Genomic DNA, 13,585 nt, shown 5'->3' with positions numbered 1-13,585 from the left:
ACAAAACATGCAAGCAGCGGCCTATAGCGAACTGCAGGTGACTTCCAATTTTTCCTTTCTTCGGGGAGGCTCGCATCCGGAAGAATTGGTGCAGCAAGCCATTGAGCTGGGCTACGAAGCCCTGGCACTCACTGACCGGAACACCCTGGCAGGAATTGTGCGGGCACACAAGGCAGCCAGGCAGTCAGGTCTTCGCTTCATTCCAGCCTGCCGTCTGGACTTGCTGGATGGTCCCAGCCTGCTGGCTTATCCCAGAGACCGGGAAGCCTACGGCCGGCTATCTTCCCTGCTCAGCCTGGGTAATCTCCGGGCAGAGAAGGGTGTCTGTCACTTGTACAAAGCGGACGTATATTCCCATGCAAAGGATAGCGTTTTTATCGCCGTTCCTCCAAATGAACTGAATGCCCACCTGGATTTTGAGCCGTCCTTTTATTCTGCTCTGGAGGAATACCGGGAGGCATTGGGTGACAACCTTTACCTGGCCGCTGCTTTTGCCTATAATGGCAGCGATCAGAAGCGGCTGTTTCGCATAGCACAGTGGGAGAAAAGCCTGGACATACCCATGGTGGCGGTCAATGACGTGCACTATCATGCGCCGGGAAGGAGGGCCTTGCAGGACCTGTTGACCTGCATCCGGGAAAAATGTACCATTCAAAGTGCGGGCTTTCGCCTCCATCCCAATGCAGAACGTTACCTGAAATCCCGGGAAGAAATGCACCGCCTGTTTCGGGAATACCCGGCAGCCCTTCGCCGGGCGGTGGAAATTGGTGCTTCCTGCCAATTTTCGATGGATCAGTTGACTTACCAATACCCCGAAGAAATCAGCAGTGGAGGCCGCAGCACACAGGAAGAACTGGAATTGCGGACCTGGGAAGGAGCCCGAAGCAGTTTTGGAGAGCAACTTACCGAAACCCTCCAAAACACCATACAGCAGGAGTTGGAATTTATAGCCCGCAAGGAATATGCTTCTTATTTTTTGACGGTTTACGATTTGGTTCGCTTTGCCCGGAAGCGGGGTATTCTCTGTCAGGGAAGGGGGTCGGCAGCCAATTCGGTAGTTTGCTATTGCCTGGGCATTACATCCGTGGATCCTTCCAAGTTCAAGCTGCTTTTTGCCCGCTTTATGTCCGATGCCCGCAACGAACCGCCGGATATAGACGTGGATTTTGAACACGAGCGCCGGGAGGAGGTGATGCAGTACATTTACGAAAAGTATGGTCGGGACCGTGCAGGCATCGTGGCCACCGTCACCCGGCTGCATTGGAAGGGGGCGGTACGGGACGTGGGCAAAGCCATGGGCTTGTCACTGGATGCGGTAGACCGGCTTGCGAAGTCGGGACACGAACTGACGCAAGAATGGCTGCAGGGAGAGAAAGTGTCCTCCCAGGGATTTGACCCCCGGGATATCCATTTGCGAAAGACACTGCTGCTTACCTGGCAGTACATGGGGTTTCCCCGGCAGCTGGGCCAGCATACCGGAGGCTTTGTGATCACCCGGGACCAGCTTTCCAATCTCTGTCCGGTACTGCATGCGCGGATGGAAAACCGCACCTGCATCGAATGGGACAAGGACGACATCGATGCCCTGGGTTTCCTTAAAGTGGATGTGCTGGCATTGGGCATGTTGACCTGCATACGCAAGGCTTTTGATCTGGTCAAATCGCATTATGGCCGGCACCTTACCCTGGCCAATATTCCGCAGGACGATCCCAGAGTCTATGAAATGATCAGTCATGCGGATACTCTGGGGGTATTTCAGATAGAGAGCCGTGCCCAGATGTCCATGTTGCCACGTCTGAAGCCCAGGACCTTTTACGATCTGGTGATAGAGGTGGCGATTGTAAGACCGGGACCGATACAGGGAGACATGGTGCATCCCTACCTCAAAAGACGCAGGGGAGAAGAGCCAGTGGAATACCCCTCCCGCGAACTGGAGGAGATCCTTGGCCGTACGCTGGGGGTGCCCCTGTTTCAGGAGCAGGCCATGGAGATTGCCATTGTAGCGGCAGGCTTTACCCCGGCAGAGGCAGATGGACTGCGGCGAAGCATGGCGACCTTCAAAGCCCATGGTCTGGTGAGTCAGTACGAAAAAAAGCTCGTGGGAGGTATGGTGGCCCGTGGCTATGAAGAGGACTTTGCCAGGCGGGTGTTTCGGCAACTGGAAGGATTTGGTAGCTACGGTTTTCCCGAGAGCCATGCGGCCAGTTTTGCCTTGCTGGTCTATGTTTCCTGCTGGCTGAAGTACCACTACCCGGATGTCTTTGCCACCGCCCTGCTCAATAGCCAACCCATGGGTTTTTACCGACCGGCACAGATCGTCAGTGACGCCCGCAAGCATGGAGTGGAAGTGAGGCCGGTGGATGTAAACCGTTCCTGCTGGGACCATGTGTTTGAAGAAAAGTCAGGTCGATACTATTGCATCCGGCTGGGATTTCGTCAAGTGAAGGGCTTGCATGAGGCAGACATGCAACTACTGGTGGAGCAAAGGAAAAAAACCTACGCCCATATCAGCGACCTGATCAATGCCGGCGTACCCAAGGCTGCCCTGGAGCGCCTGGCCGATGCAGATGCCTTTCGTTCGCTGGGCCTGGACCGCAGACAGGCCCTTTGGGATGTGCTGGCGCTTCAGGGAAGGCCTATAGGGGTGTTTACCGGGCAGGTTCAGGAAACGCCCAGCGAAAAGAAAGTAGTGCTTCCTGCCATACCTCCCATGGAACAGGTGCTTCGGGATTATGCCAGTACTACACTTTCCCTGAAGTCCCACCCCCTTAGCCATGTGCGTGAGCCTCTGGATCAGTTGCGTGTGAGCCCTACAGCCCATTTGGGGAAAATGAAAGATGGGGCTTTTGTCAAAGTATGCGGTCTGATTACGGTAAGGCAGCGCCCGGGCACCGCCAAAGGGGTCCTTTTTATTACCATCGAAGACGAGACCGGCTTTGCCAATCTGGTGGTGTGGGCCAAAACATTTGAAAAATACCGGTCTGTCATCCTGCAATCCAGGTTATTGATGGTTTCGGGTAAACTGCAGGTGGAAGGAGAAGTCATCCATGTGGTGGTGCGCTCCTGCCATAACCTGAACAGACTGCTTAAAGCGGATCCTCCAGGTAAAGGAAAGGTTGGTAAAAAAATACCCCAATCCTCCTCAGGGGAGAAGGGCCAACAGGGGGAATTGTTTCCTTCCAGAGATTTCAAATGAGTGTTGGTCAATCCGTTTTTCCCAATAGCTAAATTGAAATAAATCCTATAAAAAGGTAATAGGGACCTCTTTTGAAAGGTTTTATACTTTAAAAAATTGGATATGTTATGTTTTTTTTAGAATAGTTATTTAAATGGCATGGTACTTGAACCTATTGTGATATCTCCGGCGGCAGTAATGATCTGGCCCTGGGGATGAAAACGATTGTTTAACCAAACTATTTAATAACATGCCAACGCTAAAAGATAAGACCGTAGCCATTTTAACCGAAACCGGATTTGAGGAGAGCGAATTGAAAAGCCCCAAAAAAGCCCTTGAAGAGGCGGGTGCCACAGTACACGTTATTTCTCCGGCCAGTTCGATCAAAGGTTGGAAAGACGGCAATTGGTCTGATGAAGTCAAAATAGACAAACCGTTACGGGATGCCAGCCCCGAAGATTACCATGCCCTGGTACTTCCCGGAGGTGTCATCAATCCGGACAAGCTGAGGACAAATAAAGAAGCAATTGAGTTTATCAAGGCCTTTTTTGCGAAGGGCAAACCTGTTGCAGCCATTTGTCATGGTCCTCAGGTATTGATCGAAACAGGTGCTCTGGAGGGTAGGGAGATGACCTCCTGGCCTTCAATCAAGACCGACCTGGTCAATGCGGGAGTAGCATGGACAGACAGCGAATGCGTTTGTGATTCAGCACTGGTAACTGCCCGCAAGCCGGATGACCTGCCTGCCTTCAATAAAAAACTCATCGAAGAGATCAGGGAGGGAATTCATGAAGAGCAGAAAACACTGTAATTTTTATAATGGATTAGCTTGATAGAAGAGCCTGCCTGTGCAAATGGGCAGGCTCTTTGCTTTTTATGAGGAAATTATACAAAACCAGAAATAGGAAATTATAGGGTTGGAGAGATTTTCCGGCATCAGGTTCCATAAACTCATTCATAAAATGGATTCTCCCTTTGTTGGATTATAGATGATGATCATAGGAAGTAAGGAATAGCAGATGAGAAAAATATCGTTTTATATATTGTTTTGTTTGTGTCTTTCTTGTCAGGGAACAAAAATTGAGCAGCTACTGCGCTCCGGAAGTCCTTATGAAAAATACCTGCAGGGGCTCAAGACTTCCGACCTGAAAGACTATGCTATGGTGAGGGATTGGGAGAGAGCAGGAAAGGCGGCACTGTCAGATTCAAACCGCGTAGAACTCCCCTATAGGGAACTTATGAGGTTTGACCCTGCTGAGCCGGAGGCGGTTTCATTCCTGTTTTCTGCCAATCAAGGACAGGAAATTACAATAGATTTGAAAATGCTTTCGGATACCAGTGTGGTCTGGTTTACTGATCTTTTTGAGGTGCAGAAAGGCGGTGAATTGAAGAAATTGAAACCTGAAGAGGGGGGATCATTCGGAAGGTATCCTGTTGGATCTGAAGAAAATTTTCTGCTTCGCCTGCAGCCGGAATTGCTTAAGGGGGGCTTGGTGGAATTGTCCGTCAGCTATGCTGCCAGCCTGAGTTTTCCGCTGTTGAATAAGAATTATTTGAATATAGCCAGTTTTTTTGGTGATCCCAGGGATGGAGGAAGGCGAAAGCATGAAGGAGTGGATATTTTCGCAGCGAGAGGCACACCTGTACTTGCTGTCAGCGAGGGGAGGGTCTCCAGGGTAGCTGACAACCGGCTGGGAGGAAAAACGGTAAGGGTGTCCTCGGGTAGATATTCCTTTTATTATGCACATCTGGACAGCCAGATGGTTGCTGCGGGCAGTAGGGTTAAGCCTGGCGACACCCTGGGTACGGTGGGCAATACGGGAAATGCGCGGACCACCGCCCCACACCTTCATTTTGGTATATATGGGCCTGGATGGAGCAGTATAGATCCTTTGTATTTTTTCAAACAATCCCCTGAGTTGCCTGATCTTCCAGTCGCAGATTCGGCATGGTTAAAGAATTGGGGAAGGGTAAAGGCTGGGCTGGTCAATCTACGTCAAGGTCCCGGTACCGGCTTTGAGATTTTGGGCAAGTTGGAAAAGCAGGATCTTTTAAGAATTGAAGGTCAGTCTGATGGCTGGCTGAGGATCAGGCTTCCGGATAACAGTCAGGGATTTCTGGCGGAAAATCTGGCAGAAGTGGCAGACACATCCCTACAGCAAAGGACCCTTCAGCCTACAGATTGGTTTAAATCAAATTGGGGATCGCCTGAATTTCAACATGCGGCATTTTCCGGAGATGTGGAGGTACTGGGCAGCTTCGGTCAGTTTGATCTGGTAGCTTTAGGTGATGGAACGAAACTTTGGGTAAATAAAACAGGCAATACCAATTGACGCTTGAGTTGCTTTTAAGCGGTCAGATCTCCCATTTGTCAATTGGGTCAGAGGAGATAAAAAGGCACGGATTTTGCCCGTTCTGAAAGAGTCTTCCTTTTTTTGTGCCTCTATCCGGAGAAAAACAGGGCGATCGCGTTTTTTAACATCATGTATTGTAGATTTTTTAGCCGTGATCAATGATATTTTAACCCAAATAATCTATGAAAAATAAAGCACTACTGCCAGGCGGAGATACTTTTCCCAAGGAAAGTTTCTGGACCAAATCCTTCTTTATCAAAACATTATTGAATGGGTTGTTACTGATTTTGCCCATCATCATCATTTTGTTTTTACTATCCTTGATTTTCAAGTTCGTATTCAATTTGGTTTCGCCGATCAGCGCATTACTGGACAATGGCTCCGAATCACCGACCCTGATTATTAATTTGCTGGCATTGCTCATACTCATTGCAATAATTTTCGTAATCGGTTTGATACTCAATAATAGCAGAAGCAAACGCATGTTTAAGGTTTTTGAGTACAGGTACTTGTTGCAAATACCATTGTACTCCACCATACAGGAGACCATAGCCCAGTTTACTGGTCTTAAAAAAATGCCCTTTAGTCAGGTTGTGCTGGTGGACGCTTTCAATACTGGTGTATTGCTCACAGGCTTTGTCACCGAGTCGGTGTCAGAAAACATGTATACCATTTTTGTACCCACTGCACCCAACCCGATGAACGGAAATATTTATCATGTTCCCGTTTCTCAATTGAAATTCCTGGACATAGAACCTGAAAAAGCAATGCGGTCGATTGTAGGTATGGGTACCGGGTCCTCTATTTTATTTGCCGAAAAAGACGGGCTCCAGCAGCAGGTGGTGGAATAGGAGTTTTCTGTTTCATTCAATCCCTGAAGTGGCCACCAGCTGCCTTACTGTCCAATGCATTTTATTATCTGATGTCCGCAAAAAATGCTTCCAGGTCCAATTCAAACCCCGGTACAGCAGAAGACCTTGCCCTATCTCCGGAAGTCATCAGGCGGGAACTGTGGTACTTGCCTTGGGCCAGGGTATAGATCAATAGTGTCTGTCCGGCTGCATCCATCAGCCAATATTCCCTGACCCCGGATTCCTCATACACCTCGTATTTATATTGAAGTTCAAGTTGTTTGTTGCCCGGGGAGAGGACCTCCACCACCAGGTCAGGTGCTCCGATGCAGCCTCTGTCGTCCAATTTGTCGAGGTCACAGACCACGCAGATATCCGGTTGTACGACGGTATATATTTTATCGTCTTTTCTGGATTTGACCGGAAGCCGGACATCAAAAGGGGCGATATAGGCCTGGCAGGTTTTGCCCTTCAAAAATAGGTTTAAGTCTGTATAGAGGTCTCCGGTCAGTCGTTGATGAATCCGGTTTGGAGCTGCGGCAGCCCTTTTGAAAACTTTGCCCCTGATCAGTTCGACCATCTCTTCCATATCCCAGGACAGGTAATCGGCATAGGTATACCTGCCATAGCTTAGGTCGGGTTCTTTTACGGAAGATTTGGCCTTTTCTTTTTCCATACCTGAATATAACAAATTGGAAGTAAAGTTTAATCCTGGCATCAAAATATTCCCGCTTAAGGTTTGCAGGTTTAATTGTTTTAAATAATTTCCCGGGCTGGATAATTCCTTGGGGTTTATTGGCTTCCACTTCGCCTTTAATCAGGGCCGTCCCAGGACCATTTTTATAATGGAGAAGGTTGCCCGGTTTTTATTTTGAGGAATTAGGATGAAGAAATACGTGCGTTATGAAATTGAAGAATGCAAATGATATGAAGCGGTATGCAGTGCTATTTTCAGTTTTGTTCTTACTGGGCCTGTACTCTTTTGTTTCCAATGAAGAGCATGAGAAGGACAGGCTCTTAAAAATCGTAAAGGACTATGCAGATGCCATGATTGAAAAAGGCAGAGACGGCTATGGGGATAAGCAATCGCCCCTATTCGCAGCAGCACTTGACAGGTCCAGAATGAGGCTTGGATCGGCAGACCTTTTCGGAGAGATTCAAGGTGTTCGCAAAAGTGACAGGTCACTGGGGGGTGCCAATCCTCAGGAGGATCGGTCGTTGTATGCGATTCTTTATCAGTTGACCGAAATTACGGCTGACGAGAAATATGCCCGGGAAGCGGATAAATCATTGAAATATTTCTTTGACCACTGTCAAAGTCCTGAAACCGGCTTAATGGCCTGGGGAGAGCATCTTTTCTGGGATTTTCGCAGTGAAGCGGTAGGCGGCATAGACATGCACGAGATCAATGGGGAATGGCCATTCTGGGAGCAATGTTACCGATTGGCTCCGGAAGCAAGCTGGCGTTTCGCCTTGGGTTTGTGGGACAACCAAATTGACAGCAAGGAAACAGGCGATTATTCCAGACACGCCCGCTGGTCAAGGCGTGAAACGTATCAGGGCTTCGAATTTCCCAGGTATGCCGGACAGATGATTTCAACATGGGCTGATGCGTATGTCCGAAAGGAAAATGAAGATAATGCCCGAAGAGAAGACTTGATTGATGCGATGACTACGGTAGTACGTCGTATGGAAGAAAACAGTGAAATAGCCGAATCCGGTTACCTGATCGCGGGAAGGGCAGAGCAGGGAGACCATATCAATGTAGTGTGGTTGAACAATAACCTGGAGATGGCCAGGTGCCTGTGGAACGCAGCAGATAAGATCAAACCGTTTGACAGGGAGCTGGCTATCCGGATGGAGCATTTGGCGATGGAGCAGGATTTGGATTTCCACAGGACAAAACACCATATTGATGAAGGCGGTGGTTTTACAGTGACGCTTCATGCTAAAACAGGAGAGCCCAGGCACCGGTCCATGAATATCCCCTACACGGCTGTTTGGGCTTCAGGTTACGGGTATTCTACTCATGCGGATTTAGGGAATTTGCTTTTTTCCAGGTATTTGCAATTGAAGGAAAGCCATCCGCAACTGGCCGGGAAATACAAAACACTTATAGTTACTGCAGCAGAGCAGTATCTTGCGGCAAGTCCTGATGAAAATGAATTGCAAAAACCGGATGCATTTGCCAATGTGATCCAGCTCATGATCAATACCCACAAAATCACAGGCGCAGAGAAGTTTCTCGGGAGAGCAGAATATTTTGCATGGTCAGGAATTGACTTGTTTATGCCTGATGGAAATCCGCTTCCCAGAGCAAGCAATCAACACGATCATTATGAGGCCATCACCGGAGGACCTGATTTTATGTACGCCCTGCTTCATCTGTACCAACAGTACAACCTCTCTCAATCGGATCTCTGAGCTCCTCAAAGGCCAGGCTCCTTCAATCTCTCCTCAATCTGAATCAATCCTTCCACCCAGGCGCCTTCAATCTTTCTGTTAACACCGCAGCAAGACATTTATCCCGGCCAGGGAGCTTTTTCGGAAATCAGTTTTTTCTCTACCAACTCCTCCCAAAAGCCCTCAGGAATTTTTACTTTCATGGCTTCTACATTCGCCTTGGCCTGATCCGGATATCTTGTACCAGGAATCACGGCAGAAACCACATCAGGAGCCGCAGAAAACTGTAGGGCTGCAGCTATCAGGTCAATACCATGGTGGCCGGCGATCTCCTTCATTTGTCGCCGCTTTTCCTTAAAGCCTTCCGGCATTTCTCCCCAGTAATTGTACCGGTCTATGCCAGCCAGGAAGCCGGCATTCAGCGGAGCACCCACCACGATGTCCACTCCCTTTTCTTCACATGCCGGAAACAAGCGGTCCAGGGCATCCTCATGGTACATCAGTGAATATTGGGTGGCAGAAAGGCACACGTCCGGATCAGCCACTTTTAGGGTTTCCAAGATGGGGTCTATTCGGTTTACACCAAGGCCCCAGCCCTTGATCAGCCCTTCTTCTTTCATTTTTGTCAGTTCCGGCATGGCTCCTTTGGCAGCTACCTCAAAGTAATCTTTCCAGTTATCCTTCATGTCACCATTATCGGGTGAGAGGTCATGGATGAAAACGATGTCTATGCTGTTGATGCCCAGTCGTTGCAAGCTGTCTTCAATGGACCTGCGCACCCCTGAAGCACTGTAATCGTATTCATAGTCGAATGGGGAAGCATTTTTCCAGGAGTTGTTGCCAGGCGCTTTTTTTGCAGGTTTCAATAGCCGTCCCACCTTGGTAGCGAGGACATAATCTTCACGTCTTTGGTTGTGGAGAAAGCGACCGAAGCGCCGTTCGCTTAAACCCAGGCCATACCAGGGGGAGGTATCAAAAAACCTGACGCCCGCTTCCCAGGCTCCTTCCATTGCCAGTTGGGCTTGCTCATCAGTGGTAGGCCGGAATCCATTTCCTATGGCCACACCCCCCAACCCATAGTTGGCGGGCAATTTTACATTTTTCAGATCCATTTGTCTTTTCATATCTTCTGAAACAATTTCTCCAAAACCTTGCAGTTGCGGAGACAGGCTTATCGCCAGGCTTGCCTGCAAGGATTTGTTGATAAATTTTCTTCTGCTATTCATGGGGCAGTTGGTTTGATCAATATACCTGCCGGGAATATTGATAAAGAGGTAATATCCCCGCTTTCAAAATAAAGCCATTGAATGGCTTCAATAAACGTAGGTCCATACATGCAACCTTAACGGTAAAAGTAAGGGATTTGTAGATTTAAGACAACCTTAATGTAGTCCAAGTATTCCATTCTCCTATCCTGATAAGGGATCAGTTTCCGGCAGGGAAACTCCTGCGGTATTCTTGTCTGATTCAGGTTTATTCCCGGCGGTTTCTTTCCGTACATTTCAGGAAAGCCGTAGAGGCAAGAGGATTTTGGGATGAGGCTATTATCACCAAAATAGAATTCGTTTGGTAGAAAAATGTTTCGGAGCTTTAAATTTTACTGATTTTTATCATAAATAGACTTGACCTATGTAACGGCTTTTCTTAGAAAAGTTGATGAATTTGGGAAACGAAACGGAGCCTGTCTGGGGCAGTCCGGCACTATGTTACCTGTATATATTGAGATGCTCCTATAGCTCCAATACCTATCGGGAGGAAACCATGCGACCTCATCCTGATGAGATCGGCAAAAACTACCCCCACTTGTGATACGGGGCAGGCTATGGCCATGTAAATTATAGACCCATGAACCCAATCTATGGCACTTTTGAATAAACTGAATACGCCTTTCTTTCAGGAAGCAGGAGAAATTGCCCGATTTACGAGCCGTTTTTTCCGGGAAGTCAGTAAACCCCGGCAGGAGTGGGAGGAGTTTGTAAATCAAAGCTATTTCATCGGTTACAAGACCTTTACACTTGTAGGTATTACCGCGTTTATCATGGGGCTGGTTTTGACGATACAGTCACGCCCTACCCTGGTGGAGTTTGGGGCAGCGTCTATGCTTCCATCCATGGTGTCTGTTTCGCTCGTCCGGGAGATCGCGCCGGTGATTACAGCCTTGATTTGCGCGGGTAAAATAGGCTCTGGAATTGGCGCAGAACTGGGATCGATGCGTGTGACCGAACAAATCGATGCGATGGAGGTCTCCGGAACCAATCCTTTCAAATATCTGGTCATTACCCGCGTTTTGGCCTCCACAGTCATGGTACCAATTCTTTCCAGTTTGGCCATTGCGATTTCCTTGTACGGAGGTTATTTGGGGGCAAATTTAAAAGGAGATGTCAGTTGGTCGTTGTATTGGTATCAGGCCTATAAGGTATTGATTTTTGGGGATTTTGTACCGGCTATGGTCAAGACAATATTCTTTGGCTTTGCCATTGGCATTGTAGGCTGCTACAAAGGCTACCATTCTCAAAAGGGAACCGAAGGAGTAGGAAGGTCTGCGACCACGGCAGTGATTGTGGCTTCGCTGTTGGTATTTATATTGGATTTGATCGCGGTTCAAGTAGCCGATGTGCTGGGGCTTACCTGATTTTATGGAAAAAGGCAAGTCCATCATCGAGGTAAAAAACCTGAATAAATCCTTTGGGCAGAATCACGTGCTTCGGGATTTTTCGCTTGAGCTTTCGCAGGGAGAGAACCTGGTGATTCTTGGAAAGTCAGGTTCCGGGAAATCCGTTTTGATCAAATGCATTATCCGGTTGATTGAACAGGACAGCGGAAGGATTACGGTTTTTGATCAGGACATCAGCCTGTTGGATCAGGACGAAATGGACTTGCTTCGCGCCGATGTGGGCTTTTTATTTCAAAGCAATGCGCTCTACGATTCCATGACCGTCCGAAAAAATCTCGAATTCCCGCTTCGCCGGCATTGGACCAGGGAGCAGCGTGCCATACATGCCGAATCGGCGGTGAAAGAAGCATTGGATGATGTAGGCCTATTGCATACCATCGATATGATGCCTGCCGAACTCTCCGGAGGAATGCGCAAGCGAATTGCACTGGCCCGTACAATTATTCTCAAGCCAAAGGTTATTCTTTATGATGAACCGACCACCGGTTTGGACCCGATTACCGCTAGAGAAATCAGTGAGCTGATGAACCGGATTCAGGAAAAATACAACACTGCTTCCATCATCATTTCGCACGACATGAATTGTATCCGAATGACTGCCAACCGCATCATTATGCTGATTGAAGGTAGGAATTATGCGGAAGGAACATTTGAAAATTTAATCAAAAACCAAGACCCCAGGGTGAGGGAATTCTTTGAAGGACTATGAGTACAGATAGAAAATTATCCAATGCGAAGCTTGGCGCACTTGTGATCGCAGGTTTACTGTTTCTCGTCTTTTCGCTCTACATGATCGGGAGGAATCAGAATATCCTGGGAAAATCCATGCACGTTTTTGTAGAAATGGAAGATGTAAATGGGTTATTGCCAGGAAATAACGTGTTGTACAAGGGGATGAATGTGGGCACGGTGAGTGACATCAATGTGCTGGATGAAAATACCATTCAGGTGGATCTCCTGATTCGCAGAAAAATGACGCCTTTCATTCTCAAAAATGCCCGAACCACCATCAATACCGATGGGCTGATCGGGAACAAAATTCTGCAAATACACCCGCAGGACGGAGAGTCATCGCCGGTTGAAGAGGGGGATGTCCTGATTCCTCTGGAGCAAGTTGGCACTGAGGACATGCTTCGACAGCTTACCAGTTCGGGCGATTACCTGCAAAATACACTGGTGAACCTATCTGAAATCACAGAAAAGATCAACCAAAACGAGAATCTCTGGGATACGCTCTCGGATACCCTCCTGCTGGCGGAGATGAAAGAAGCGATTCGCTCGTTTCGCCTGTCGGGGAATCAGGTGACACAGATGGCCCTGGCCGGGAAGGAATTGCTGGAAAACATCGAAAAGGGTGATGGTTTGGCAGGCGCCTTGATTTCGGATTCGGTGATGACGGCAAGCGTGGAGCGAAGCCTGGTGCAGATCGAATCGACTACGGCGGAGACACAGTTGGTACTACGGCACCTCAATCAGCTGATCGGGGGAGTGAAAGCTGGTGAAGGAACGGCTGGGTTAATTTTGGAAGACTCTCTTTTCCGGGCCACCTTGACGCAGACACTGATGAACCTGGAGTCCAGCACCGAGAAGTTCGATACCAATATGGAAGCAATGCGGTCCAATTTTTTATTCAGAAGGTACTTTAAAAGGCTGGAAAAAGAGGAAAAGAACGCAGCAAATCAGTGATTGGGCCTCTGTGCCCTGGTATTTCGATATGGTGCGGCGATTGCGCAGGGCTGTCCACCTGATGCGGTAGATTTTTTTATAAAGACGCTTAGAGCTGGGGTACTGAGTTTATATTGCCGTACCTTTTCCGGATTCCTTTGTCTTTTCCTATTCTTTTGAATCAATGCTTCCAAAACCTTGTATTGGTGGAAACAGGCTTATCGCAAGGTTTGCCTGCTGGGATTTGTTGATATATTTTCTTCTTTTATTCAGAAGAAGCAAGGGGCCTTTGGGGAGGAGGGCATCATCACCAAAATTACATTCGTTTGCTTGAAACATGTTCCGGGTATTTAAACTTTTCTGATTTTGATATAAGTAGCAGATGAGATTTGCACAATAAAGCCCTATTCCTTTTTAAATATATGTATTAATACCTATTTTCGATGGCAATAAACCCGAATGA

At 48.0% G+C, this 13,585-nt stretch carries 12 protein-coding genes; 9 read left to right on the top strand and 3 right to left on the bottom strand.

Annotated features, from left to right (window positions below):
• The first annotated feature begins 7 nt into the window (after positions 1 to 7).
• From BUB19_RS22380 to BUB19_RS22365, 4 genes are all read left to right on the top strand, one after another.
• Complete coding sequence (locus BUB19_RS22380; protein WP_073097927.1) at positions 8 to 3,196, top strand: error-prone DNA polymerase; 3,189 nt, start codon at positions 8 to 10, stop codon at positions 3,194 to 3,196.
• Positions 3,197 to 3,425: 229 nt separating this feature from the next.
• Positions 3,426 to 3,986 carry a type 1 glutamine amidotransferase domain-containing protein gene (locus BUB19_RS22375; protein WP_073097925.1) on the top strand — a complete coding sequence of 187 codons (561 nt, stop codon included), beginning with the start codon at positions 3,426 to 3,428 and terminating at the stop codon, positions 3,984 to 3,986.
• A gap of 241 nt (positions 3,987 to 4,227) precedes the next feature.
• Positions 4,228 to 5,508, top strand: coding sequence for a M23 family metallopeptidase (locus tag BUB19_RS22370; RefSeq protein WP_073097923.1), 1,281 nt, complete (start codon positions 4,228 to 4,230; stop codon positions 5,506 to 5,508).
• A 203-nt stretch (positions 5,509 to 5,711) separates the two neighbouring features.
• Positions 5,712 to 6,380 carry a DUF502 domain-containing protein gene (locus BUB19_RS22365; RefSeq protein WP_073097921.1) on the top strand — a complete coding sequence of 223 codons (669 nt, stop codon included), beginning with the start codon at positions 5,712 to 5,714 and terminating at the stop codon, positions 6,378 to 6,380.
• 64 nt (positions 6,381 to 6,444) lie between these two features.
• On the opposite strand, the gene BUB19_RS22360 is transcribed toward BUB19_RS22365, so the two are convergent.
• Positions 6,445 to 7,056, bottom strand: coding sequence for a Uma2 family endonuclease (locus BUB19_RS22360; RefSeq protein ID WP_073097981.1), 612 nt, complete (start codon positions 7,054 to 7,056; stop codon positions 6,445 to 6,447).
• 227 nt (positions 7,057 to 7,283) lie between these two features.
• Here BUB19_RS22360 and BUB19_RS22355 point away from each other — a divergent pair, with 227 nt between their 5' ends.
• On the top strand, positions 7,284 to 8,804 hold the full coding sequence (locus BUB19_RS22355) for a hypothetical protein (RefSeq protein ID WP_073097919.1): 1,521 nt from the start codon (positions 7,284 to 7,286) through the stop codon (positions 8,802 to 8,804).
• A 98-nt stretch (positions 8,805 to 8,902) separates the two neighbouring features.
• Here the strand turns inward: BUB19_RS22355 and BUB19_RS22350 are convergent, their stop codons facing one another.
• Positions 8,903 to 10,009, bottom strand: coding sequence for an aldo/keto reductase (locus BUB19_RS22350; protein ID WP_073097917.1), 1,107 nt, complete (start codon positions 10,007 to 10,009; stop codon positions 8,903 to 8,905).
• 430 nt (positions 10,010 to 10,439) lie between these two features.
• Between BUB19_RS22350 and BUB19_RS24305 the strand changes: the two genes are divergently transcribed.
• The 4 genes from BUB19_RS24305 to BUB19_RS22335 are packed head-to-tail and all read left to right on the top strand — an operon-like array spanning position 10,440 to position 13,143.
• Entirely contained in the window at positions 10,440 to 10,592 is a 153-nt protein-coding gene (locus tag BUB19_RS24305) for a hypothetical protein (RefSeq protein ID WP_178371559.1), read from the top strand.
• A 49-nt stretch (positions 10,593 to 10,641) separates the two neighbouring features.
• A complete protein-coding gene (locus BUB19_RS22345; RefSeq protein WP_073097915.1) occupies positions 10,642 to 11,415 on the top strand; it encodes an MlaE family ABC transporter permease in 774 nt (257 codons plus the stop codon).
• Between the two features lie 4 nt (positions 11,416 to 11,419).
• Positions 11,420 to 12,166 (top strand): ABC transporter ATP-binding protein, encoded by a 747-nt coding sequence (locus BUB19_RS22340; protein WP_073097979.1) that lies wholly within the window; start codon positions 11,420 to 11,422, stop codon positions 12,164 to 12,166.
• Entirely contained in the window at positions 12,163 to 13,143 is a 981-nt protein-coding gene (locus BUB19_RS22335; RefSeq protein WP_073097913.1) for an MlaD family protein, read from the top strand. Before BUB19_RS22340 ends, BUB19_RS22335 begins: the two co-directional genes overlap by 4 nt.
• 147 nt (positions 13,144 to 13,290) lie before the next feature.
• Here the strand turns inward: BUB19_RS22335 and BUB19_RS24300 are convergent, their stop codons facing one another.
• Entirely contained in the window at positions 13,291 to 13,461 is a 171-nt protein-coding gene (locus tag BUB19_RS24300; protein WP_178371558.1) for a hypothetical protein, read from the bottom strand.
• Positions 13,462 to 13,585 lie beyond the last annotated feature (124 nt).

The sequence above is a fragment of the Cyclobacterium lianum genome (genome assembly GCF_900143075.1).
Lineage (GTDB): Bacteria > Bacteroidota > Bacteroidia > Cytophagales > Cyclobacteriaceae > Cyclobacterium > Cyclobacterium lianum.
This window is presented reverse-complemented; position numbering and strand designations above follow the sequence as displayed.

Excerpts from the sequence above, each read along its gene's own strand:
- BUB19_RS22380 (WP_073097927.1), top strand. The coding sequence starts at position 8 with ATGCAAGCAGCGGCCTATAGCGAACTGCAGGTGACTTCCAATTTTTCC.
- BUB19_RS22375 (WP_073097925.1), top strand. The coding sequence starts at position 3,426 with ATGCCAACGCTAAAAGATAAGACCGTAGCCATTTTAACCGAAACCGGA.
- BUB19_RS22365 (WP_073097921.1), top strand. The coding sequence starts at position 5,712 with ATGAAAAATAAAGCACTACTGCCAGGCGGAGATACTTTTCCCAAGGAA.
- BUB19_RS22360 (WP_073097981.1), bottom strand. The coding sequence starts at position 7,056 with ATGGAAAAAGAAAAGGCCAAATCTTCCGTAAAAGAACCCGACCTAAGC.
- BUB19_RS22355 (WP_073097919.1), top strand. The coding sequence starts at position 7,284 with ATGAAATTGAAGAATGCAAATGATATGAAGCGGTATGCAGTGCTATTT.
- BUB19_RS22350 (WP_073097917.1), bottom strand. The coding sequence starts at position 10,009 with ATGAATAGCAGAAGAAAATTTATCAACAAATCCTTGCAGGCAAGCCTG.
- BUB19_RS24305 (WP_178371559.1), top strand. The coding sequence starts at position 10,440 with ATGAATTTGGGAAACGAAACGGAGCCTGTCTGGGGCAGTCCGGCACTA.
- BUB19_RS22345 (WP_073097915.1), top strand. The coding sequence starts at position 10,642 with ATGGCACTTTTGAATAAACTGAATACGCCTTTCTTTCAGGAAGCAGGA.
- BUB19_RS22340 (WP_073097979.1), top strand. The coding sequence starts at position 11,420 with ATGGAAAAAGGCAAGTCCATCATCGAGGTAAAAAACCTGAATAAATCC.
- BUB19_RS22335 (WP_073097913.1), top strand. The coding sequence starts at position 12,163 with ATGAGTACAGATAGAAAATTATCCAATGCGAAGCTTGGCGCACTTGTG.
- BUB19_RS24300 (WP_178371558.1), bottom strand. The coding sequence starts at position 13,461 with ATGTTTCAAGCAAACGAATGTAATTTTGGTGATGATGCCCTCCTCCCC.